The organism is Altericroceibacterium spongiae (assembly GCF_003610805.1).
In the GTDB taxonomy this organism is placed as follows: domain Bacteria; phylum Pseudomonadota; class Alphaproteobacteria; order Sphingomonadales; family Sphingomonadaceae; genus Altericroceibacterium; species Altericroceibacterium spongiae.
Genome location: NZ_RAPF01000001.1, coordinates 63,020 through 84,130, shown reverse-complemented (window position 1 = coordinate 84,130; position 21,111 = coordinate 63,020). Strand labels below are relative to the sequence as shown.

15 protein-coding genes are annotated in these 21,111 nt (G+C 59.1%); 7 read left to right on the top strand and 8 right to left on the bottom strand.

Annotation, left to right across the window (positions count from 1 at the left end; translation table 11 throughout):
* Positions 1-57 precede the first annotated feature (57 nt).
* Positions 58-1,665 carry an FAD-dependent oxidoreductase gene (locus D6851_RS00370; RefSeq protein ID WP_120322911.1) on the top strand — a complete coding sequence of 536 codons (1,608 nt, stop codon included), beginning with the start codon at positions 58-60 and terminating at the stop codon, positions 1,663-1,665.
* A 36-nt stretch (positions 1,666-1,701) separates the two neighbouring features.
* Here the strand turns inward: D6851_RS00370 and D6851_RS18320 are convergent, their stop codons facing one another.
* Genes D6851_RS18320 through D6851_RS00350 form a run of 3 tightly spaced genes read right to left on the bottom strand, consistent with a single transcriptional unit; the run spans position 1,702 to position 4,857 of the window.
* Positions 1,702-3,306 carry an NTP transferase domain-containing protein gene (locus tag D6851_RS18320; protein ID WP_420797068.1) on the bottom strand — a complete coding sequence of 535 codons (1,605 nt, stop codon included), beginning with the start codon at positions 3,304-3,306 and terminating at the stop codon, positions 1,702-1,704.
* Entirely contained in the window at positions 3,303-3,731 is a 429-nt protein-coding gene (locus tag D6851_RS00355; RefSeq protein WP_120323450.1) for an HIT family protein, read from the bottom strand. The genes D6851_RS18320 and D6851_RS00355 overlap by 4 nt, the downstream gene beginning before the upstream one ends.
* Positions 3,732-3,741: 10 nt before the next feature.
* A complete protein-coding gene (locus D6851_RS00350; protein WP_120322910.1) occupies positions 3,742-4,857 on the bottom strand; it encodes a CDP-alcohol phosphatidyltransferase family protein in 1,116 nt (371 codons plus the stop codon).
* 301 nt (positions 4,858-5,158) lie between these two features.
* On the opposite strand from D6851_RS00350, the gene D6851_RS00345 reads away from it, so the two are divergent.
* A complete protein-coding gene (locus D6851_RS00345) occupies positions 5,159-6,775 on the top strand; it encodes an inorganic phosphate transporter (RefSeq protein ID WP_210210301.1) in 1,617 nt (538 codons plus the stop codon).
* Positions 6,776-6,891: 116 nt separating this feature from the next.
* Complete coding sequence (locus tag D6851_RS00340; protein WP_120322908.1) at positions 6,892-8,634, top strand: DEAD/DEAH box helicase; 1,743 nt, start codon at positions 6,892-6,894, stop codon at positions 8,632-8,634.
* A gap of 92 nt (positions 8,635-8,726) precedes the next feature.
* Here D6851_RS00340 and D6851_RS00335 read toward each other — a convergent pair whose 3' ends face one another.
* Positions 8,727-11,114: a TonB-dependent receptor plug domain-containing protein gene (locus tag D6851_RS00335; RefSeq protein ID WP_120322907.1), complete on the bottom strand. Its 2,388-nt coding sequence runs from the start codon at positions 11,112-11,114 to the stop codon at positions 8,727-8,729.
* A 255-nt stretch (positions 11,115-11,369) separates the two neighbouring features.
* On the opposite strand from D6851_RS00335, the gene ggt reads away from it, so the two are divergent.
* Positions 11,370-13,163 (top strand): gamma-glutamyltransferase, encoded by a 1,794-nt coding sequence (gene ggt, locus D6851_RS00330; RefSeq protein WP_120323449.1) that lies wholly within the window; start codon positions 11,370-11,372, stop codon positions 13,161-13,163.
* A 169-nt stretch (positions 13,164-13,332) separates the two neighbouring features.
* Here the strand turns inward: ggt and D6851_RS17625 are convergent, their stop codons facing one another.
* The 3 genes from D6851_RS17625 to D6851_RS00320 all read right to left on the bottom strand — a co-directional run bounded on the left by D6851_RS17625 (position 13,333) and on the right by D6851_RS00320 (position 15,127).
* Positions 13,333-13,509, bottom strand: a complete 177-nt coding sequence (locus D6851_RS17625; RefSeq protein ID WP_183029921.1) for a hypothetical protein — start codon at positions 13,507-13,509, stop codon at positions 13,333-13,335.
* Between the two features lie 291 nt (positions 13,510-13,800).
* Entirely contained in the window at positions 13,801-14,400 is a 600-nt protein-coding gene (locus D6851_RS00325) for a TetR/AcrR family transcriptional regulator (RefSeq protein WP_120322906.1), read from the bottom strand.
* 91 nt (positions 14,401-14,491) lie between these two features.
* Positions 14,492-15,127: a TetR/AcrR family transcriptional regulator gene (locus tag D6851_RS00320; protein ID WP_120322905.1), complete on the bottom strand. Its 636-nt coding sequence runs from the start codon at positions 15,125-15,127 to the stop codon at positions 14,492-14,494.
* 74 nt (positions 15,128-15,201) lie between these two features.
* Here D6851_RS00320 and D6851_RS00315 point away from each other — a divergent pair, with 74 nt between their 5' ends.
* The 3 genes from D6851_RS00315 to D6851_RS00305 are packed head-to-tail and all read left to right on the top strand — an operon-like array spanning position 15,202 to position 19,365.
* Entirely contained in the window at positions 15,202-16,650 is a 1,449-nt protein-coding gene (locus D6851_RS00315) for an efflux transporter outer membrane subunit (RefSeq protein WP_210210300.1), read from the top strand.
* Positions 16,643-17,806, top strand: coding sequence for an HlyD family secretion protein (locus D6851_RS00310; RefSeq protein WP_120322904.1), 1,164 nt, complete (start codon positions 16,643-16,645; stop codon positions 17,804-17,806). Before D6851_RS00315 ends, D6851_RS00310 begins: the two co-directional genes overlap by 8 nt.
* Positions 17,803-19,365 (top strand): DHA2 family efflux MFS transporter permease subunit, encoded by a 1,563-nt coding sequence (locus D6851_RS00305; protein ID WP_120322903.1) that lies wholly within the window; start codon positions 17,803-17,805, stop codon positions 19,363-19,365. The genes D6851_RS00310 and D6851_RS00305 overlap by 4 nt, the downstream gene beginning before the upstream one ends.
* Positions 19,366-19,450: 85 nt before the next feature.
* Here D6851_RS00305 and D6851_RS00300 read toward each other — a convergent pair whose 3' ends face one another.
* Positions 19,451-21,034 carry an ABC-F family ATP-binding cassette domain-containing protein gene (locus tag D6851_RS00300; protein WP_120322902.1) on the bottom strand — a complete coding sequence of 528 codons (1,584 nt, stop codon included), beginning with the start codon at positions 21,032-21,034 and terminating at the stop codon, positions 19,451-19,453.
* Positions 21,035-21,111: the final 77 nt, after the last annotated feature.

The window sequence follows — 21,111 nt, the reverse complement described above, 5'->3', positions numbered from 1 at the left end:
CCTGTCGAATGCCCGAACGGGGCCAGATCCTAGCAAATATGCTGAAAGACCATTGCCATGTTGATCGACCTCGCCACCAGCAAGCCGGACCGTCTCGATAGCGAGATTGCCATTATCGGTGCCGGAGCTGCCGGAATCACGCTGGCGCGCAGCCTGACAGAGCGCGGGATCAGCGTATTGCTGCTGGAAAGCGGCGGCCTCGATTATGAGGATCGCACGGCGGACCTCAATGCAGGAGAGAATATCGGGCAGGATTATTATCCGCTCGACCATGCCCGGCTGCGCTTTTTCGGCGGCACCACAGCCATTTGGGGCGGACGCTGTTCGCAGCTCGATCCGATCGATTTCGAAAAGCGCGACTGGGTGCCGCATTCGGGCTGGCCCTTCCCCCATGCCGACATCCTGCCTTATTACGAAAAAGCACGGGGGATTTTCGGCCTGCCATGGCGCACCCCGACAGAGAAGACGGTACGGGCGGCCGGTGTGCCTTTGCCGCGCTTTTCCGAGAGCGAGCTGGCCACCCCGCTCTGGAGTTTCGACAGCAAGTTCGACCGGTTTTCCATGGCCAATTGCCGTGATCTGGCAGAGCATCCGCAATGCACCATTGTGCTGCATGCCACGATCCGCGAAATCGTTGCTGCGGCAGATGGAGCGAGCGTGGCGCGGCTTGATGTCGTCGCGCCCGACGGAACGGCTATCGACGTGCAGGCACGCGATTATATTCTGGCCGCCGGCGGCATCGAAAATCCGCGCCTGCTGCTCGCCTCACGCTCGGTCATGCCGTGCGGGCTCGGTAATCAGAGCGATCAGGTCGGGCGCTATTTCATGGAACACCCGCATGCCCGCGGCGGGCGGATCGTGCGAGGCGATGCCTGGAAACTGTTCGATGCATTCGCCAAACGGACGCTGGCCAGCGAAACCGTCGCGCCGCTGATTGCGCCTTCCGCACAATTGCAGGCCGAACAGGGTTTGCTCAATACCTCGCTGACCATCGCCCCGCGTCGCCCGGCCGACGGGCGGGAAGCCTGGGCAATGCGGGCCTATCTGCATGCCAAGGAAAAGCGCGCACCCAACCGGATGGGCCGTTCCTTGTGGAAAATGACCAAGCGCAGCGTCGGCTGGCTCCAGCAGAAAGTGGACCCGGCGCGTCCATGGCTGCTCAACAAGCTGGGGCGGCTCGATGTCGCGCTGGTCGTGCGCGCCGAACAGGCACCCAATCCCGATAGCCGCGTGCTGCTGTCCGAACAGGATCGCGATGCTCTGGGCATGCCGCGGGTCAAGCTGAACTGGCAGACCACCGCGCTCGACACGCATAGTGTCGCCGGGCTGGTCGCCGCACTTGGGCGGGAGACAAAGCGCCTCAATCTGGGCACGGTAGAGCCTGCCCCCTGGCTGTCCGACCCGTCGGCTGAGTGGAAAACCGATCCGCTAATCAGCGCACATCCGATCGGCGGCTATCATCATATGGGCACGACACGCATGGCTGAAGATCCCGCGCAGGGTGTCACCGATGGCCATGCAAAGGTTCATGGCCTTGCCAATCTGCATATTGCCGGCAGTTCGCTGTTCCCGACATCGGGCTGGGCCAATCCTACGCTCACCATTGTCGCGCTGGCTCTGAGACTGGCTGACAGGCTGGCCGATAACCGTCTGGCGGAGCGCTGAATCCCGTCGGTTCAGCGCCCCGCCAGCAACAGGCTGTCAGGCGGAAATGTGGTCCACTTCACTTCTCCGCCCAACAGCACCGTCATCCTGATAGACCGCGCGACGCATAATTCTCTCAACCAAATTGAGATCGCTTACCTTATCGACATCCACCGCCGCTTCGGGTTCGGACAACAGCGCCAGATGCGCGGTCAGACCGATATTGCGCCCCGCCTGCTCCAGTGCATCGTCGAAAGAAATCGTCCGGGTAATCGCGCGGAACGCCAGCCGCGGGCCGAAATGCCAGAACAGGCGGAATGCCTTTTTCCGATCCCGCTCGGCTTCGGCCCATAAAGCCAGCGCCGGTTCGACCCGCGCGCTGCTGAGTGCGAAGAGATTGGCGCCTGAAAAGGCCCCGTCCTCGAAATGCAGCCATGTCCGCCTTGTGTCGGGATAGGCTCCCATCACCGTTTCCTGTTTCACCATGCCCACCGTCACATCGCTGCGGCTGGCTTCGGCGAGAAATTCGGACACCATCTCGGGCGTCAGCAGAGGATGATCCGCTGTCGTGACGAGAATCGGCCAGGGCACCTCAGCACTACCCGCAATCGAAGCGATGCTTTGCGAGATGCTGCCCCCGCTATCGCGGAAGGCGATCCGCTTTTCATGCCAGATCCATTCGGTTTTCGGTGTCCGCAGCCGGTCCATATCCTGCGCAAGGATCACGATCCGGCCCACTTCGGCGGCATCGAGCAGGCTGCGCAGCACATGATTAACCATCGGCTCCCCGCAGATCGGGGAAAGCGCCTTGGCCGGCACACCCAGTTGCCGGGCCAGCATGTCGCCTTCGGGCCGTTCACCGGCCAGCACGACGGCGGTCCATTTGCCTTCAGGGGCATGGCGCAAATCCCATTGCGCGGTGAGCCGGGAGGCAGCCTCGTAATCCTGCGGAAAATCCACTTCTGCCCATTCCTCTCCCTCGATGGAGAGAACCGAAACGGGATAGGTCTGCGCCAGCGCATCGATGGCCTTGAGATACCAGCTCGTCGTGCCCTGCGATTCATGCATCAATTGCTCGACCGTGTTCATGAAAGCATTGCGCCCGTCATGGCGGAAAGCGAGCAGGCCGATTGATTCCGCATCGGTTTGTTCGGCGGTCAGCGTCTTACCGATCCGCTTCAGGACACCGTCTTTCTCTTCGACTTTCATGTCGTCGGAATCGTAGCTGTTCTTGCGGTCGATCGTCACCGTGATGCCGCGTTTCGCACCGCGCACCACGCGCCGCACCAGATCCGCAGTAACCAGCGTATCGCCATTCAGCAGCAACAGGTCGGTATCGAACTCATCGCGCGCCATCCACACCGAACCGAGATTGTCGGCCACATGGTAGAAAGGGTTGAAGATCGTGCGAATATCGGCCAGCCCCTGCGGACGCGCTTCCATTCTTTCACGTACCAGCCTGTCACCAAAGCCGGTTACCACGACGATTTCCGTAATCCCCGACGCTTCCAGCGCATCGATCTGACGATCGAGCAGCGAACGCCCGGACATATCGAGCAGGCATTTGGGCCTGTCGGCTGTCAGCGGCATCAGCCGCGATCCTTTGCCTGCACTGAGAATAACCGCTTTGCGGATCGAGGGAAAATGGCAAATGGCATTCATGCCCATTGCTCCTTCAGCCAGGCGACCATTGCCGCCATCTGCGTATCATCAAGCGCCACCGCCTCGCCCAGTTCGGGTGTTTTGGGCCAGCCATGGTCAGCAAATGTGCTATCCTCGAAAGTCCGACTGCCGGAATATCGCGGGATCACGTGAAAATGGACATGCGGATCGACCATCATCAGCATCAGATAATTGATCTTTTCGAAGCTGACCGCCTTGCCCAGCATTGTTTCGATATCGGCGGTCACCTGCCCGAGCTCGGCAAAAGCGGCCGGCTCCAGATCACCGAAAGCCGTTGCCTCGCTGCGCGCTGCCAGCACCAGCGAGCCCAGCGTCGGCTGCGCCGGGCGCAACAAAACCACCCAATGATCATAGCTGCGCAGCAGCGTGTCAGGATAGCCGAAACGGCGGATCGTATCGTTCATGTCGGTCATATCAGGTCAGCCAGCTCGTGACCTGTTGCCCTCTGGCACTATGCGCGAAAGCCTGCAGAAGCTGGAGCAGATGGACAACAAGCGAAAGGACAGTCCAGATCGCCACCAGCACCAGCCCCCAGTCGGGGCGCTGAAGCAAGAGGGAAGCGAACAGGATTACCATATTGGGATTGCGCCGCGCCGTTATAAGACGGAACGTGGAATCGAAGGGGCGCCACACGTGAATATGCATGCCGAAACGGGCGATGAAGGCGCCTTCGATCAGCCGCTGAACGACATAGCCGATCAGAATAGCGCCCATAATTGTCGCGAAAACCGTATTGGAAAGCGGCAGTCCATAAGAAACGAGGCCGACTCCCCAGGCCCAGTACCAGAAGGGCGGATGGACCAGATCGATTCCGTGATCGAATAATTCCCCGAATTTGGAAGAGGTAATGGTGCAGCGCGCCAGCTTGCCATCCACCGTGTCCAGAACCATGAAGACAAGCCCTGCGAGAAGGCCGGTCCAGAATAATCCCTTGGCGAAAAGAATCGTCGCTACGACGCACAGGACGGCCCCGATCGCCGTTACCATATTGGGTGTGATACCCAGGCGCGAAGCCAGTCGGGTCAGCACCAGCGCCCATTCCGGCCAGAGATATTTGGTCAGCACATCGGTGACGCCTTTATAGGCGGAATAATAGCTCGCCCGTTCCAGCCTGCGGACATTACCCGGCGTCAGACGCCCCATGAAAGGCCTGTCACGCTTGCGCAATTCGTCATTGGTCAGCGCATCGGCATCCTCGAACGCCATAGCCCGCAGCTGACCATATTCTTCGGGCTGGCGACCTTCCATGATCGCCTGGACACGCGTGACATCCTGCGGCGATGTGCAACGCGCCAGAACGGGCCGCCCGTCAAAGGTGAGCACCGTATCGGGCAGGGAACGGATCGTGGTTAGCCACGCCGGATCGAAAACGTAATCGAGACTGACCAGCACCGCTCCACCGGGAGCGGGAGAATGATCCAGCACACAGCCTTGCCGGTCCGCAATGCGCTCCAGTCGTTCGCGCGCCGTCAGCCCCCACAGACGCGTGTCATTCCTACCCACCGGGACAATGACATCATTGTCCTTCATAGTGGTTCTCTTTTGCAAAATATATCATCAACATGCTTTTCCAACCCGGAAAACGGCCATTTCCTGTTACTTTTGTAATACTCATTACGCATTATACGCAGGAACGAGGATTTTTATTCCGTTCGGTCTGAATTAATTACGGTAAATCGAATTTCGCACAGGATAGTGTGGTTTTGGCAACGGTTCCGTCTGGTTAGCGAAGGAATGAAAAGATGAACCGATTGCGACAAAACTGACATCATTCTGTTGTATTAGAGAGATAGGAAGCCGCCACCCGATAGGACAATCAGAGGACAACAGCGTGGCGAGCAGCAATGATATGGCCCTGAACACACCGACCACGCGCGGGCTTTCCCTGCCTTTTTCCTGGCCCAATATCGCCTTTGCCACGCTGCTGATCGGTATTTCCCTGTGGTTCCTGTTCTGGGGGCTCGATTACACCCATCACAATAATGTCATGATCTTCGTCCTCGCCACGGTGTTCGGTGTATTCATGGCCTTCAATATTGGCGGCAACGATGTCGCCAATTCCTTCGGCACCAGCGTCGGCGCAGGCACGCTGACGATCAAACAGGCGCTCGCCATTGCGGCGATTTTCGAAGTGAGCGGCGCGGTGATTGCCGGGGGTGAGGTGACCGACACGATCCGCAGCGGAATTGTCGATCTCGGCGCGGTCGATATCCGGCCGATGCAATTTGTCTATATCATGATGTCGGCGCTGCTGGCCGCAGCCTTATGGCTGCTTTTCGCCAGCAAGCGCGGCTGGCCGGTTTCCACCACCCATTCGATTATCGGCGGGATTGTCGGCGCATCGCTGACACTGGGAACGGTTCTGAGCAGCAGTGGCAGCGCTCTGGCGCTGGTTCAGTGGAATCAGATCGGCACCATTGCCATTTCCTGGATTCTATCTCCGGTGCTGGGCGGCCTCGTTTCCTATGCTCTGTTCTACCAGATCAAGCATCATATCCTGCGCTATAATGAACGCGCCAAGGAACAGCTCCAATCGCTGCGCGGAGAAAGGCGCAAGCTCAATGAGGATCACAAAACCGCTTTCGAGCGATTGAACGAACTTCAGAAGATTTCCTACACCAACATGATGGTGCGCGATGCGCAGATCGTGCTGGGTGAAGAGGATTATACGCCCGACGAGTTGGAATCGGAATATTACCGCAAGCTCCACGAAATCCGTAAAAAGCGGGACAATATCGCCGCGCATCGCGCGCTGCAAAACTGGGTGCCGCTGATCGCCGCAGCGGGCGCAGCTATCATTTCGGCCATGCTCCTGTTCAAGGGTCTCAAACATATGCATCTGGGTTTCACGACCCTGCATAATTATCTCATCATGGGCATGGTGGCCGCGACGGTATGGATGGCCACCTTCATCTTCGCCAAGACGCTGAAAGGCGGTTCGCTCGACCGTTCGACCTTCCTGATGTTCAGCTGGATGCAGGTTTTCACCGCCGCCGGTTTCGCCTTCAGCCACGGAGCGAATGACATTGCCAATGCGATTGGCCCTTTTGCAGCCATTCTCGACGTGCTGCGCACCGGTTCGATCGGTTCCGAAGCGGCTATTCCCACGCTTGCCATGGTGACATTCGGTGTCGCGCTGGTCGCAGGTCTGTGGTTCATCGGCAAGGATGTGATCCAGACAGTGGGCCATAATCTGACCACCATGCATCCGGCTTCGGGATTCGCCGCCGAATTGTCCGCCGCCACGGTGGTCATGCTGGCCTCTACTTTTGGCCTGCCCGTATCGAGCACACATATTCTGATCGGTGCCGTGCTCGGCATCGGGCTCGTCAACCGGCAGACCAACTGGGGCCTGATGAAGCCTATAGCCATGGCCTGGGTTATCACCCTGCCCGCAGCCGGATTACTGGCGGCTCTCTCCTTCACGATTCTGAACGGCCTGTTCTGAGCACGCGCACAAAACACTATCTTTCTGTGCATCAATACTGTAAGCGCGCGCTTTCCCATTCCGGCTGAGGTCCCGTGCGGCCTGATGCAGCACGGCCAAGCGGACAACGAGACATCATGACATTTGCCAATATACCGCCGGTTCTCGGCGACGCCCTTAATGCACGCGGCTATGCTGAACCTACAGAGGTTCAGGCTGCCGTGCTTCAACCCGAAGCCAATGGACGCGACCTGATCGTGTCCGCCCAGACCGGCTCGGGCAAGACCGTAGCCTTCGGCCTTGCCATGGCGGAAGAAATGCTCGGTGAGAATGGCCGTGTAGCCCATTCGGACACGCCGCTCGCCCTCATCATCGCTCCCACACGTGAACTGGCCCTGCAAGTCAGCCGTGAGCTGGAATGGCTCTATGGCGAAGCGGGTGCGCGCATTGCCACCTGCGTGGGCGGGATGGACGCTTCGCGCGAACGCCGCGCGCTGCGCCGCGGTGCGCAAATCGTCGTCGGCACGCCCGGCCGTCTGCGCGATCATATCGAACGCAAGGCGCTCGACCTGTCGACTCTGCGCACTGCTGTGCTCGATGAAGCCGATGAAATGCTCGATATGGGCTTTCGTGAAGATCTCGAAGCCATTCTCGACATGACGCCCGACGGGCGCCGCACATTGCTGTTCTCGGCAACAATGCCCAAGCAGATCGTCCAGCTCGCCCGTCGTTATCAGAACGATGCACTGCGGATCACCACGGTTGGCGAGACCCGTGGCCATAGCGACATCGCTTATCAGGCCGTCACCGTCGCACCTTCCGAAATCGACAAGGCCGTTATCAACCTGCTGCGCTTCCATGAAGCGGAAACCGCCATTCTGTTCTGCGCCACGCGCGACAATGTGCGCCGGCTTCACGCGACCTTGCTCGAACGCGGTTTTGCCGCTGTCGCGCTCTCGGGCGAACATTCGCAATCCGAACGCAACCATGCCTTGCAGGCGCTGCGCGATGGCCGGGCACGCGTCTGCGTCGCCACCGATGTCGCCGCACGCGGTATCGATCTGCCGACTCTCACCCTCGTGGTTCATGTTGAAATTCCGCGCGATGCGGAAACGATGCAACACCGCTCAGGCCGCACCGGCCGTGCCGGGCGCAAGGGCACAGCGGTTCTGATCGTACCTGCACCGCGCCGCCGCCGGGTCGAATCCATGCTGCGCCATGCCAAGGTGCAAACCGAATGGATCTCTGCCCCCACGCCCGAAGCGATCCGCAAACAGGATCACACAAGGCTGCTCGAAACAATGCTGGCACCGACGACGTTCGAAGACGATGATCGCGCGCTGGCTGCACAGCTTCTCAAAGAACGCAGCGCTGAGGACATCGCTGCTGCGCTGGTGCAGTCCCATCGGGCCAAAATGCCGCAGCCCGAAGATCTGACCACGGATTTCCCGCAGAAGTCAGCAGGCCAGCCACGCCCCGGTTTCGAAGATACGGTGTGGTTCCGCATGGATATCGGCCGCCGCAACAATGCCGATCCGCGCTGGGTGCTGCCGCTGATCTGCCGCCGCTCGGGAATCACCCGGCAGGAAGTCGGCGCCATTCGTATCGGCCAGAACGAAACTTTCTTTCAGGTGCCAAGCGCCATGGGCGACCAGGTCAGTAAGGCGATTCTCGAAACGGCCGGCCCGGATGAAAATGGTCGTGAAGTGACGATCGAACCCTCCGCACGGGGGCCGCGGGAACAGGCCCGGGATAATCGCAAAGGCCGTGGCGGACCGCCGCCGCGCCGTTTCGGCAAAGGCTCTTTCGATCGCCATAAAGGCGCCAAGAAGCCGTTCAAACGCAGCGAAAAGGGCCATAAGGCCCGTAAACATCCGTAAGGATACGGCTTAAACGGCTCAAAAGAAATGGGCGGCGAACCTTTCGGTCCGCCGCCTCTTTCTCTCCCAAAACTCAAACAGCCTGTGCGTGATTACCAGTCGATACTGGCGCGCACATACATGTAGCGGCCGTTGAAGCCAAAGGGTGAATAGAACGGAAATGCAGTAATGCCAATGCTATTTAATTCATTCGGCACGCGATCCGGGTAAACATCGAAAATATTGTTCGCTCCGACAGCCAGTTTCAACGGCGACATGTCGAAACGCATTTCCAGATCAGTAATCAGATGATCGCCGGTGAACAGATCGTTTTCAGGTGTATTGCTCGGCTGGCGAACGCTGGCGTAATAGACGCTGCGCAGGGTCAGGCCGAAATCGCCCAGGGTCCAGTCCACCGTGCCGGTGATCTTCGTGTCAGGCGTACCATCCTCGATGGTCAGGATACGGCTGCGCGCGAAGAGCGTCGGTGCAGGATTCAGTGCAGCCGTCTGTTCGGGGACTTCCTTCACATCGATATCGTTGACGTTGCCCGCCAGACTGAGATCGAACCGTCCTGCTTCGGCCGTATCGAGCCGATAATTGGCAACGACATCGATCCCCTTGGTCGATGTTTTCACCCCATTGAGGAAGAAGCGGGCTGCCTGCACATCGAATGGATCGAGAATATCGGCCACTTCCTGACTGAAGCTTGTCCGGATATTTTCGGACAAGGCCAGCTGATCGCGAATATCGATCTTATAAGCGTCGATTGTGAGGTTGAACGGCCCTGACTGGAAGACGGCCCCCACCGAATAGTTGGTCGATTTTTCCGGTTCGAGCGGCTTGCCGCCCAGAGCCTGCGCCACTGCACTGGTCGCCGGATAGGTCCCCGTTTCCAGAATATCCGGCGTCACAATGACCGATGAGGTCGAAGTGAAATAGGATTGCTGGAGCGAAGGCGCACGGAAGCCGTTGGAAATGGCCCCGCGCAAAGCGAAAGACGGCGTGATGTCGAAACGCGCGGAAACCTTGCCACTCGCCCGGGTGCCGAAATCGGAATAATCCTCGACCCGTCCGGCCACGCCAAGCGTGAAGCGATCGGCAAAGCGCGCTTCAAGATCGAGATAGCCCGAAAAATTATGGCGATGGACATCGACTTCATTTGTCGGATTGAAACCGATAAAGCCCTGCGCCCCACCGGTCAGCGTAGTATCGCCCCCCAGCGGTCCGCGATCATAGCTTTCCGGCTGTCCGGCATCGATCTGATAACCTTCGCGGCGATATTCACCCCCGAAAGCAACGTTGAGCGTATTGCTGTCCCCGAAATATAACTGGCGGGTCACATCGACACTGCCGATCAGCTGATCGTAGGTCAGCGCACCATCGTCAAATTCGGTGGGCGACTCGGCCCCATAAGTGGAGTTGAGCGTATTGAGCGTCGCAAAGTCGATTTTGTTGCGGCCATAGGACATGCCGATATCGACATTCCATTCTGCCACATCGCCGCGAATACCGCCTGTCGCCGTCAGATCTCTGGATTTGGTCTGAATCAGCGGGAGGAACCCGTCGGGGTAAATTTCCGGCACATTGTTCGAATTGCTCGGCACCCGCGGGAAAGCGGCGCTCTGGCTGCGACGATATTGATAGCCGCCAAAGCCATATGCTTCCCAGCCGCTATCGCCGAGGGGGAGACCCATATTCACATAACCGGTATATTGATTGACATCGGGATCGCCGAAACGCGATGTCACTGCCGGCGGATCGACCCGCGGATCGAGTCCGCCGCGACTGGTGGGATTGCGGTTCTGAAACTCGCCGCTAACGGTGAGGAAACCTTCCGAACCCAGCCCAAAACCGGCCCAGCCATTCACATTGACCGTATCGCCGTCATATTTGTTGTCATGCGTCGTGCCTGTTTCGACACTGGTAGCGTAAGTGCCGTAGCTCGCGGTCACATTGCCGCCTTCGCGTGCTTCGCGCAGGCGCAGATTGACCACCCCGGCAATCGCATCGGAACCATATTGCGCCGAGGCCCCGTCGCGCAGAATTTCGATGCTTTGCAAAGCGCCGGTCGGGATCGTGTTAAGGTCGACAGCCGCCGAGCCGCGGCCGACCGAACCGTTCACATTGAGCAGGGCCGAAGAATGACCGCGCACACCGTTAATCAGCACCAGAGTCTGGTCTGGCGACAGGCCGCGCAAAGTCGCCGGACGAATCGCGTCAGTCCCGTCGGTTATCGCCGGACGCGGGAAGTTGATGGACGGAGCCACCGTGGCCAGTGCCGTGGCCAGTTCCGTACTGCCCTGACGCTTAAGCATATCCTGAGAGAACACGTCGACCGGCGACGTGCTGTCCAGTCGCGTGCGCCCGGCAGCGCGCGTTCCGGTTACGATAATCTCTTCACCGATCTCTTCATCCGACCCGGTATCCTGCGCCTGCACAGGTATGCTGAGCAGAGCGGAAAAAGTTACTCCGGCCAGAAAGAGGGCACGTGTATGCATTGTATTCCCCTGATATTATCGACAGTAATGGCAAAATGCCTGAAACCGGGCTTCCCTGCACGGCAAGGCAACAAAACCACCATTTGCAATTAAATTTTGCACACGAAATGTTGCAAAACACGTGCTGCAAAGCAACATATGAAGCAACACAACAACATTTCACTTCGCCGATGTGACATTTATGTGCCAGCACGCTTGCGTCATCGCTGCGAAAGTTTCATTCAGCCGCAACAGGTCTGGCTTAAAGAGGATTGCATGCGCCATTTTACCACCGGGTTTCTGACACTTACTCTCGCCCTCGCCTCCTGCACATCGGTGCCGCAGACAGCTTCCGTTTCCTCTACCGAATCGCCAGGCGGATCGACTATTTCGTCGAGCGCACTCGATACCGGTGCAGGCGAGATGGATGGGGCAGCCTGGCACAAGGCTCAGCCGGTCAGGGCTCCGCATGCCATGGTGGTATCCGCGCAACATCTGGCCACCAATGTGGGTGTATCCATTCTCAAAAAGGGCGGTAATGCCGTCGATGCCGCCGTAGCTGTAGGCTATGCGCTGGCCGTGACGCATCCGTGTTGCGGCAATATTGGCGGAGGCGGTTTTATGACCATTCATCTCGCCGACGGTCAAAATCTGTTTCTCGATTTCCGCGAGCGCGCTCCGCTGGCCGCCACCGCCACATTGTTTCAGGATGAAAACGGCAATGTGGTCGATGGCCTCAGCACCAGCACCTATCTTGGCACCGGCACGCCGGGCACCGTCATGGGGCTGAGCCAGGCGCTGGACACGTATGGCACCATGTCTCTTGCCGATGTGATGGCACCGGCCATCGCGCTGGCCGAAAACGGCTATGTTCTGCAACAGGGTGATGTCAATATTCTCAACCGCCGGGCGAAGGATTTCGCCAAGGAGCCCAATGTCGCGGCGATCTTTCTCAATAACGGTCAGCCCTATCGAGTGGGCGAAAGACTGAAACAACCGCAGCTTGCCGCAACGCTCAGACAGATCGCCAAGCACGGCACCGATGCTTTCTATAAAGGGCCGATCGCGCAAAGCGTAGTGACAGCCAGCAAGGCCAATGGCGGCCTGCTTACGATGCAGGATTTCAGCGATTACACCGCCCAATGGGACAAGCCCGTGACCTGCAATTATCGCGGCTATCAGATCGTTTCCGCACCTCCGCCCAGTTCCGGCGGCACGACAATCTGTGAAATTCTTCAGGTGGTCGAAGCCTATCCGATGGGCGAATGGGGCTTCGGTTCGGTGCAGGCCACGCATCATTTCATCGAAGCTGAGCGCTTCGCCTTTGCCGACCGCAATAGCGACCTTGGCGACCCCGCCTTTATCGACAATCCCGTGTCCACGCTGATTTCGCAGGATCATGCCAGAGATATCCGCGCAAAAATCCGTGCCGACAAAGCGACACCTTCAAGCGAAGTGGAAGGCGGTGTATCGGCTCAGGAAGGCACCAATACCACGCATTATTCGGTGGTCGATAAAGACGGTAACGCCGTCGCCACCACCTATACGATCAACTATCTGTTCGGAAACGGAAAAATTGCCGGAGATACCGGGTTCTTCCTCAATAACGAAATGGATGATTTCAGCGCAAAGCCAGGTGTCCCCAACAGTTTCGGTCTGGTTCAGGGCGCCGCCAATGCGGTTGGCCCCGGCAAACGCCCGCTAAGCTCCATGACTCCGACAATCGTGCTGAAAGACGGCAAATTGTTCATGGTGACGGGCAGTCCCGGTGGTTCGACAATCATTTCCACCACCGTCGCCAGCATCATGAATGTGATCGATTACGGCATGAATATGCAGCAATCTGTAGATGCACCGCGCATCCATCATCAGTGGATGCCCGATCAGGCTATGGTGCAGCCCGGCTATCTGACGCCGGAAGCGAAGGCCGCGCTGGAAGCGATGGGGCATTCTTTCCGCGAAGTGCCGTCATGGGGCGCGGACGAGGCCATTCTGGTGGAACCGGAAACAGGCATGCTGCAAGGTGCCAACGATATACGTCGCCCGGCGGGCCTCGCCGAAGGCTATTGACCGGATGGAATAAAAGGGCCGGAAGTCGCCGAGGGGGGAAAAGGGAAAACGGCTTCCGGCCCAGCCGCACTCCCGAAAAGGCGAGTGCGGAAATAGCCTGAGGAGAATGGATAGGCTTATCGGACAGAGCGCGTTCTGCCCGGTCGCAGAACTTCGACGCTCCTCGGCATCAGGCCGGTAACACCGCTCCAAAAGCCTCGGCACCGAGCAGCACTGACCAGACGAGCCCCGGCACAATAAGCATGACCCCAAGCCAAAAAACAGGTTTTCCGGCGCCCTTCGGCATACCGGGCGATTGCCTGAGCCATCTTTCCTGTGCGGAATCGAGTGTTGTCATTTCATTCATTGGACATTCTCCGCTCTCGCCCTCATCGGCCAGCCTCAAAAGCAACCGCAAAGGTGCTTGCGTCCGGCATTAGAACCCTCGGCCCATCGGTTGGCAGCAAGCGATCATAGCAGATCCCGCTGTCACAAAATGAGAAGCACGATTTCATGCCGGTTGTGAAAGCCCGATGCTCTTAAAGGAGCATCGAGCCATCCACAGCTGTTATGTACCGTTAAGTATGTAATTTGAGGTTCAGATCAAGAGAGAATTCTGTACCGGTCGATATTTTTCCCAGCCCCTTGCAAAGTTTGCCTATTTTCCAGGCCACATAGCGAGGGTTGTATCGATGATGGTCTGCAATTCATCTGCCGACGCCCCGCTGCTTGCCTGAACGGACAAGCCGCGTAAAACAGTCATCAGATAGGCGGTAATTGCCTGCGCATCGACGGATTGCGTGAAATCGCCTTCGTCAATGGCGCGCTGAAACCGGGCAACGAGAATTCGTGAAGACCCGCGCCCGCGGGTCTGAACATGCTGCCTGATTGTGGAATGGCCGGCGCAGGAAACCGCGCTCATCACATGCATACAGCCGCGATGGGTGCCCTGACCGGTGTAGATTTCCAGCCCGCCACGCAGCAACCGCTCCGCCACACCGCGCCCGGTCGGCGCTTCCATCGCTTTATCGATATAAGCGAGCTTTTCGGTCTCATAGAGATCAAGCGCGCGCTTGAAGAGAGACTCCTTATTGCCGAAAGCGGCATAAAGGCTTGGCCGGGTAATCCCCATGGCCGATGTCAGATCGGTCAGCGACGCACCGTCATAGCCCTTCTCCCAGAAAACCCCGAGAGCAGCGCTCAGAGCATCATGACAGTCGAACTCGCGCGGGCGGCCTCTCGTTGCAACCTGTTCCATAACAATCGTATATAGGGAGTTTAAGGGCTGCGTCTATGTAGAGAGCAGCACTTTCGCCTGCAAGAAACGGTTAAACGCGTTCAGATACAGGCTATGCTGCAGCATAGCCATTGAGGAACAGATCCACGACATTCTCTGCCTCCAGGCGGATTTGTGCAGGTGAGGTGTCCGGTTCGAGCCCCCAGATACTATGCATAAACAGACGGTAGAGGCACAGATGATGCAATTGTGACGACATGCGGACACTGTCATACTGTCTCAATCGCCCGCTATCCATTTCCTGCTGAAGAAAAGCAGACAGAGCTTTATGCCGCCTGAGCGGCGCCTGTTCATAAAAGATCTGCCCCAGTTCGGGAAATCGCTTCGCTTCGGCGATCACCAGCCTAAACATGGTTTCCACCTGCGGCGTGAGCATCTGGTTGAGAAAATCGCAGCAATAGCTGACCAGCGTTTCTCGCAGATCGCCCTCATAGCGAATATTTCGCACCGGCTCGAAAATATCGATCCAGTCATCCAGCGCTGCGGCGAACAGGTCTTCCTTCGAAGAGAAATAGCTCCACAGCGTTGTTTTCGACCCTCCCAGATCGGCAGCGATTGCCGACATCGTGGTCCCGCCAAAACCATGCTCGGTAAAATGCTGCTGCGCGATGGCGACAATAGCCGCACGCTTTTCTTCCTTCTTAGCATCTCTTTTACAAAGGTTTTTTTCGGCGCAGGAATTGGTCATCGTACTCTCCAGTACGATCTTCTTGACTCATTGCCAAGTTGGGCGCAAGTGCCCCGTACTAAGGAGTACGGTTTTTGCATCGCTATATTCCCTTTCTCATTTTTCTGCCTCTCGCTGCCTGTGCTCCGTCACAGGGGCATCTGGCAATGCCGCATCAGGCAGAAGAATTCGCCACCGCCAGAAGTTTTGCCGACGGGCATGGTCAATGGCCGGGCGATCACTGGTGGCGTGCCTATGGCGATCCGCAACTCGATACGCTGATCGGAGAAGCACGCAGGGAATCCCCCGATATCGCCATGGCCATGGCACGCATACGGCAGGCCGATGCCCTCGCCAGACAGGCCGGTGCCGCCTTGCTGCCCAGCGTTTCAGCCAATGGCGCGGTCGATCTTACCAAGCAGAGCTATAATAACGGCATTCCGCGCGATTTCGTCCCCAAGGGCTGGAACGACACGGGCAATCTGTCGGCCGGGGCGGAATTCGATCCCGACCTGTGGGGCCGCAACCGGGCCGCACTGGCCGCCGCAACATCCGAAGCCGCCGCTGCCGCCATCGATGCAGAGCAGGCCATGATGATGCTCTCGACCGAAATCGCGACCGCCTATGCCGATCTGGCCCGGCTCTATGCCGAGCATGACATTGCCGAACGGGCCGTGGCGGTTCGCGAAGCGACGCTCGACCTCACCCATCAGCGCGTGGAAAACGGGCTCGACAATCGCGGCACCGAACAGCTCGCACAATCGCGCGCAGCCGGGGCGAGAGCCGAACTGGCAGCGAATGAGGAAGCCATCGGCCTTACACGTAACCGGATTGCCGCGCTGCTGGGAGCAGGTCCCGATCGCGGACGCGATATAACACCGCCGCAGATCACCGATTTGCATCCGCGCGATATGCCAGATCATCTCGCGCTCAATCTGGTGGGGCGCCGCCCCGATATCGCCTCTGCGCGGTTGCGTGCCGAAGCGGCCACCAGCCGCATTCGCGGAGCACGGGCAGCCTTCTATCCCAATATCAATATTACCGCGCTGTTCGGTGTGCGGTCGCTGGGGCTGGACAATCTGTTCGCGGACGGATCGACCGAAGGTTCGGTCGGGCCCGCGGTGAGCCTGCCGCTGTTCAATCGCGGCCAGCTTGTCGGCAATCTGCGCAGTGCCGAAGCGCAATCGGATATCGCCGTGGCGAACTATAATGCCACGCTGATCGATGCACTGCATGATGTGGCCGATGCGGCGACGTCGATAGAGGCTTTGCAGCAGCGCCAGACAGAAACAGACGAGGCGCTCAAAGCGGCCGAAGGGGCGTATTCCATTGCCCGGCAGCGCTATAAAGGCGGGTTGGCAACCTATCTCGATGTACTGACCGCCGAAGATACGGTTCTGGAGCGCCGCCGCCTGTCGGCCGATCTCGACGCACGTTCTTTTGCTCTCGATGTCGCGCTTGTCCGGGCACTGGGCGGCGGCTTTTCCGACACTTCTCTTTCTTCGCGCGCGGATAGCGCAGCCCAAGGGTATCATCATGGCTGATCAGGCATCCTCCCCTCCCCCCTCTGCCGAGCAGATACCGTCTTCGGACACAGCGCCTTCTTCCAACAAAGCCAGGCGCAAGCGACTGTTCATCATTTTCGCTATCGTGCTGGCGGTAATCGCTGTGATTGTGCTGATCTGGCAACTCTTTTTCGCCTGGCGCTGGGTATCGACGGACAATGCCTATGTCGGGGCCGATGTGGCGCAGGTGACCCCGCTCGTATCGGGGCCGGTGGCGCAAGTGCTGGTAAAGGATACGCAGCATGTGAAAAAGGGCGAGATTCTTGTGCGGCTCGACGATGCCGACGCCAGACTGGCTTTGCAGGAAGCCGAAGCCAATCTGGCGCAGGCTGAACGCCGCTTCCGCGAAACCTCGGCTACCGGCCAGTCATTGCTCGCCCGCTCCGACGCGCGCGAAGCCGATATCCGGGCCGCCCAGGCGCAGATCAAGGTTTCCGAAGCCAATTTTGAAAAGGCAAAGGTGGATTATGACCGTCGCCGGGCGCTGGCCGCCACGGGTGCGGTTTCGGGCGACGAACTGACGAGCGCAACCAATGCGTTCAGCACCGCCAAGGCTAATCTGGCTCTCGCCAAAGCGCAGCTTGCGCAGATGAAGGCGAATAAACAATCCGCCCGGCGCGATGCGGAAGCCAATCTGGCACTGACCAAAGGCACAACCGAAACGACCAATCCCGACGTGCTCGCCGCACGCGCAGCGCGGGACAAGGCCCAGCTCGATCTCGAACGCACAGTGATCCGCGCACCGGTGGATGGCGTAATCGCTCAGCGCAATGTGCAGGTCGGCCAGCAGCTTTCCGCCGGAACGCAGGTGATGAGTGTCGTTCCCACACAAAGCCTCTATGTCGATGCCAATTTCAAGGAAGGGCAGTTGACGCGCGTGCGCGCCGGGCAGCCTGTTGAACTGACATCGGACATGTATGGCGGCGATGTGGTCTATCACGGCAAGGTCGCTGGCCTTGGCGGTGGCACTGGAGCGGCGTTCGCTCTGATCCCTGCTCAGAATGCTACGGGTAACTGGATCAAGGTGGTTCAGCGCCTGCCGGTGCGGGTTCAGCTCGATCCTGAAGAACTGCAAGCCCATCCACTGCGCGTCGGCCTGTCGATGGAAGCCACGGTGGACGTCTCCGACCAATGAGCGGAGCCGCCTCAGCACCGGCAGAGCCCGGCACGGCAGATACGACCCCGCCCCCGCTGTCGGGCATGCCGCTGGCGCTGGCGGCACTGGCGCTGGGACTGGCCAATTTCCTCGTGCTGCTCGATACTACGATCGCCAATGTCAGCCTACCGCATATCGCCGGCAGTCTCGGCGTATCGAACACCCAAAGCACCTGGATCATCACCAGCTATGCCGTGGCCGAAGCGATTTGCGTCCCGCTGACGGGCTGGCTGGCCGGACGGTTCGGAACCTATCGCATTTTCGTCTGGGCGCTGGTGGGCTTCACCGTATTTTCGACATTTTGCGGCCTGTCGCGCACACTCGGCATGCTGATCGCCTGCCGTATCGGGCAAGGCCTGTGCGGCGGCCCGCTCATGCCGCTATCACAAGCCTTACTGCTGCGGATTTTCCCTCGCGCCAAGGCCGGTCTCGCCATGTCGGTGGCAGCCATGACGACGATTATCGCTCCGATTCTTGGCCCGATTCTGGGCGGCAAGATCAGCGACGATTATTCATGGCCATGGATTTTCTTCATCAATCTGCCCGCTGCGGCGCTGTGTATTTTCGGGGTAGTCCAGCTTCTCAAACGCTACGAAACCGAGACGCAAAAACTGCCGATCGACAAGGTCGGCCTGTTCATGCTGGTCTTCTGGGTCGGCAGCTTTCAGCTCATGCTCGATCTGGGGCGCGAACATGACTGGTTCGGATCGAACATGATCGTTGCTCTGGCCGTATTTGCCGCCGTGGGCTTCGTCGCCTTCCTGATCTGGGAGTTTACCGAGGATCATCCGATCGTCGATCTGCGCGTGCTGCGCCATCGCGGCTTCACCGCTGCGACCGCCGCGCTCGCAATAGGTTTTTCGACGATCTACTGCTCTATCGTGATCGTGCCGCTCTTCCTCCAGTCGGTTCCGGCTTATACGTCCACATGGTCGGGCTATGCCATGTCCACCATGGGGGTCTTCGCGATCATGCTGGCACCGATTGCCGGTCGATCCGGGCAATGGATCGATATGCGGATTACCGTCTGTTTCGGGCTTGTCTGGCTCGGTTTCGTCTCTTTCCTGCGGGCACGCTGGACAGCCGATCTCGATTTCTGGTCCTATGCGATGCCGCAATTATTGCAGGGAATCGGAACACCTTTCTTCATGATCGGCCTGATGACTCTGGGCCTTAGCGCCGTGCCCCCGCGCGAAACGGCATCAGCTGCAGGGCTGATGGCTTTCATCCGCACGCTGGCCACAGCGCTTGGCACATCCATCATCACGACCCGCTGGGACGACGGCACCGAAGAGGCACGCGCCCAACTGGTCGGCATCGTCAATGGCGGGCAGTCTTATATGGAGACGCTCACGTCTGCCGGTTTCTCGGTACAGCAGGCGCGTGAAATGCTGGCCCAGCTGATCGAACTGCAAGGCGCGACCATTTCGGCCAGCCACCTTTTCATGGAAATCGGCGTATTGTGCATCATCGCCGCCCAGTTCGCCTGGCTCATCCCCAAGGCCCGCCCCGGAGCCGCACCGGCCGGTGGCCATTGACGAGGTGACCGGTTGCGGCGAGCCTTTAACGAGGCCGAAAGGCGATCAGCGTCTGGCGAGCAAAGCGCGGTCTGCGGCTGGCCGGTCACTTCTTGAATGAAACGACCCTGTGCGGGCGGAAAGAATCGAGGAAGGTGCGGTCGTGGCTGATGACTACCACCGCGCCGTCATAAGACGCCAGTGCGGCTTCCAGCGCTTCGGCCCCTTCCATATCGAGATGGTTCGTCGGCTCATCCAGAATTAGCAATTGTGGCGGTGGCGTTCCGCCAAGAACACAGGCGAGACCGGCACGCAGCTTTTCGCCGCCACTCAGATCTTTCGTGCGGCGAAAAGCATCGCCGGCACGAAACCCGAACCGGGCCAATGCTGCATGCGCCATCTGCGTGGTCGCCTGCGGGTTCAGTTCACAGAATATCTCACGCAGGGTCCGATCGGGATCGAGCAACCCGACATGCTGATCCAGCAGCGCCCATGGCACACAAACTTTTGCCTCCCCGGTCATCGGTTTAAGCGCGCCGATGATAAGCTGAACGAGAGTAGTCTTGCCACTGCCGTTCGGACCAGCGATCGCAATCCGCTCAGGCCCGGTGACGGTGAGCGACAGATTCTCTATTGTCGGAGCCATCTCATTGTACCCACCGGTCACTCGGTCCAGAATAAGGACGGTCCTGCCGGTCGGAAGGCCAGTCGGGGCAATTTCCATATGGATAGGGTCCAGCACCTCAATCTTTTCGCGGGCGGTGGATAGTGCTTCCTCGGCTGCATCTCGTCGGGCTTCACGAAGGCGCACCCCTGCACCGCCTGATGCTTCCGCACGGCCTTTGGCGGCATCCATCAAGATTTTCGGCTGGTCGCCCTTCGCGCGGGACCTGCGACCAGCACCGTCCTTTCGGGCTTTGCGCTCGGCGGCCTGCTGCGCGCGGCGCGCGGTCTCTGCCCGGGTCTTTTCCGCATGGGCGAGGTCCTGTGCCGCTGCTGCACGCTCGCGCTCCTTTTGCTCACGAAAAGCGCTGTAACCGCCCCCATATCTGGCTGCGCCCAGCGAGGTGAGTTCGACAACGGCGTCCATCTCCTCCAGAAGCTCGCGGTCATGGCTCGCAATGATCGCGCCACCGCGCCAATCGCGCAGAAGGTCGATCACCGCGCAACGCCCTGCCCGGTCAAGATTGTTGGTCGGTTCATCCAGAAGGAGGAAATCCGGTTCATCCAGAATCAGCGCTGCCAGGGCCGCCCTGCTTCGCTGCCCTCCGGACAAGGTGCCAAGCCGGGCCCATGGATCGACCGACAGATCGCATCGAGTAAGCACAGCATCGATCCGGGCAGGCAGGGTCCAGTCTGCGACAGCCAGCTCGTCAGCCGTCGCGCGGCCATGCTCTGCTCGGTCAATCAAAGCCAGGGCCTGCCTTGCACCAAGAAGGTCGGCGACAGTCTCATCCGGATGTCCCAGCACCTCCTGCCGCATCATGGAAATCTTGCCGGGAACACTAAGCCGCCCGGACAAGGGGGATGTCTGGCCCGCGATCAAGCGCAGAAGAGTGCTTTTGCCCGTGCCGTTACGGCCGACCAGACCAGTGCGCTCGGGTTGGAAGGTAAGATCGAGATCCGTGAAAAGCGGCGTGCCGTCAGGTGTGGACCAGGACAGTCTGGAAAGGGAAATTGATACGGGCATGGGACAGGACTTCTCGCGACGAAACAGAAAGGATGAAAGTGGCGAGTGTCATGTCCATGTCGAATACGTCTCCTGCC

Coding starts and splice junctions, on each gene's coding strand:
- D6851_RS18320 (WP_420797068.1), bottom strand. CDS start 3,306: ATGAATGCCATTTGCCATTTTCCCTCGATCCGCAAAGCGGTTATTCTC.
- D6851_RS00305 (WP_120322903.1), top strand. CDS start 17,803: ATGAGCGGAGCCGCCTCAGCACCGGCAGAGCCCGGCACGGCAGATACG.
- D6851_RS00310 (WP_120322904.1), top strand. CDS start 16,643: ATGGCTGATCAGGCATCCTCCCCTCCCCCCTCTGCCGAGCAGATACCG.
- D6851_RS00335 (WP_120322907.1), bottom strand. CDS start 11,114: ATGCATACACGTGCCCTCTTTCTGGCCGGAGTAACTTTTTCCGCTCTG.
- D6851_RS00370 (WP_120322911.1), top strand. CDS start 58: ATGTTGATCGACCTCGCCACCAGCAAGCCGGACCGTCTCGATAGCGAG.
- D6851_RS17625 (WP_183029921.1), bottom strand. CDS start 13,509: ATGAATGAAATGACAACACTCGATTCCGCACAGGAAAGATGGCTCAGG.
- D6851_RS00355 (WP_120323450.1), bottom strand. CDS start 3,731: ATGAACGATACGATCCGCCGTTTCGGCTATCCTGACACGCTGCTGCGC.
- D6851_RS00350 (WP_120322910.1), bottom strand. CDS start 4,857: ATGAAGGACAATGATGTCATTGTCCCGGTGGGTAGGAATGACACGCGT.
- D6851_RS00325 (WP_120322906.1), bottom strand. CDS start 14,400: ATGGAACAGGTTGCAACGAGAGGCCGCCCGCGCGAGTTCGACTGTCAT.
- D6851_RS00320 (WP_120322905.1), bottom strand. CDS start 15,127: ATGACCAATTCCTGCGCCGAAAAAAACCTTTGTAAAAGAGATGCTAAG.
- D6851_RS00340 (WP_120322908.1), top strand. CDS start 6,892: ATGACATTTGCCAATATACCGCCGGTTCTCGGCGACGCCCTTAATGCA.
- ggt (WP_120323449.1), top strand. CDS start 11,370: ATGCGCCATTTTACCACCGGGTTTCTGACACTTACTCTCGCCCTCGCC.
- D6851_RS00300 (WP_120322902.1), bottom strand. CDS start 21,034: ATGCCCGTATCAATTTCCCTTTCCAGACTGTCCTGGTCCACACCTGAC.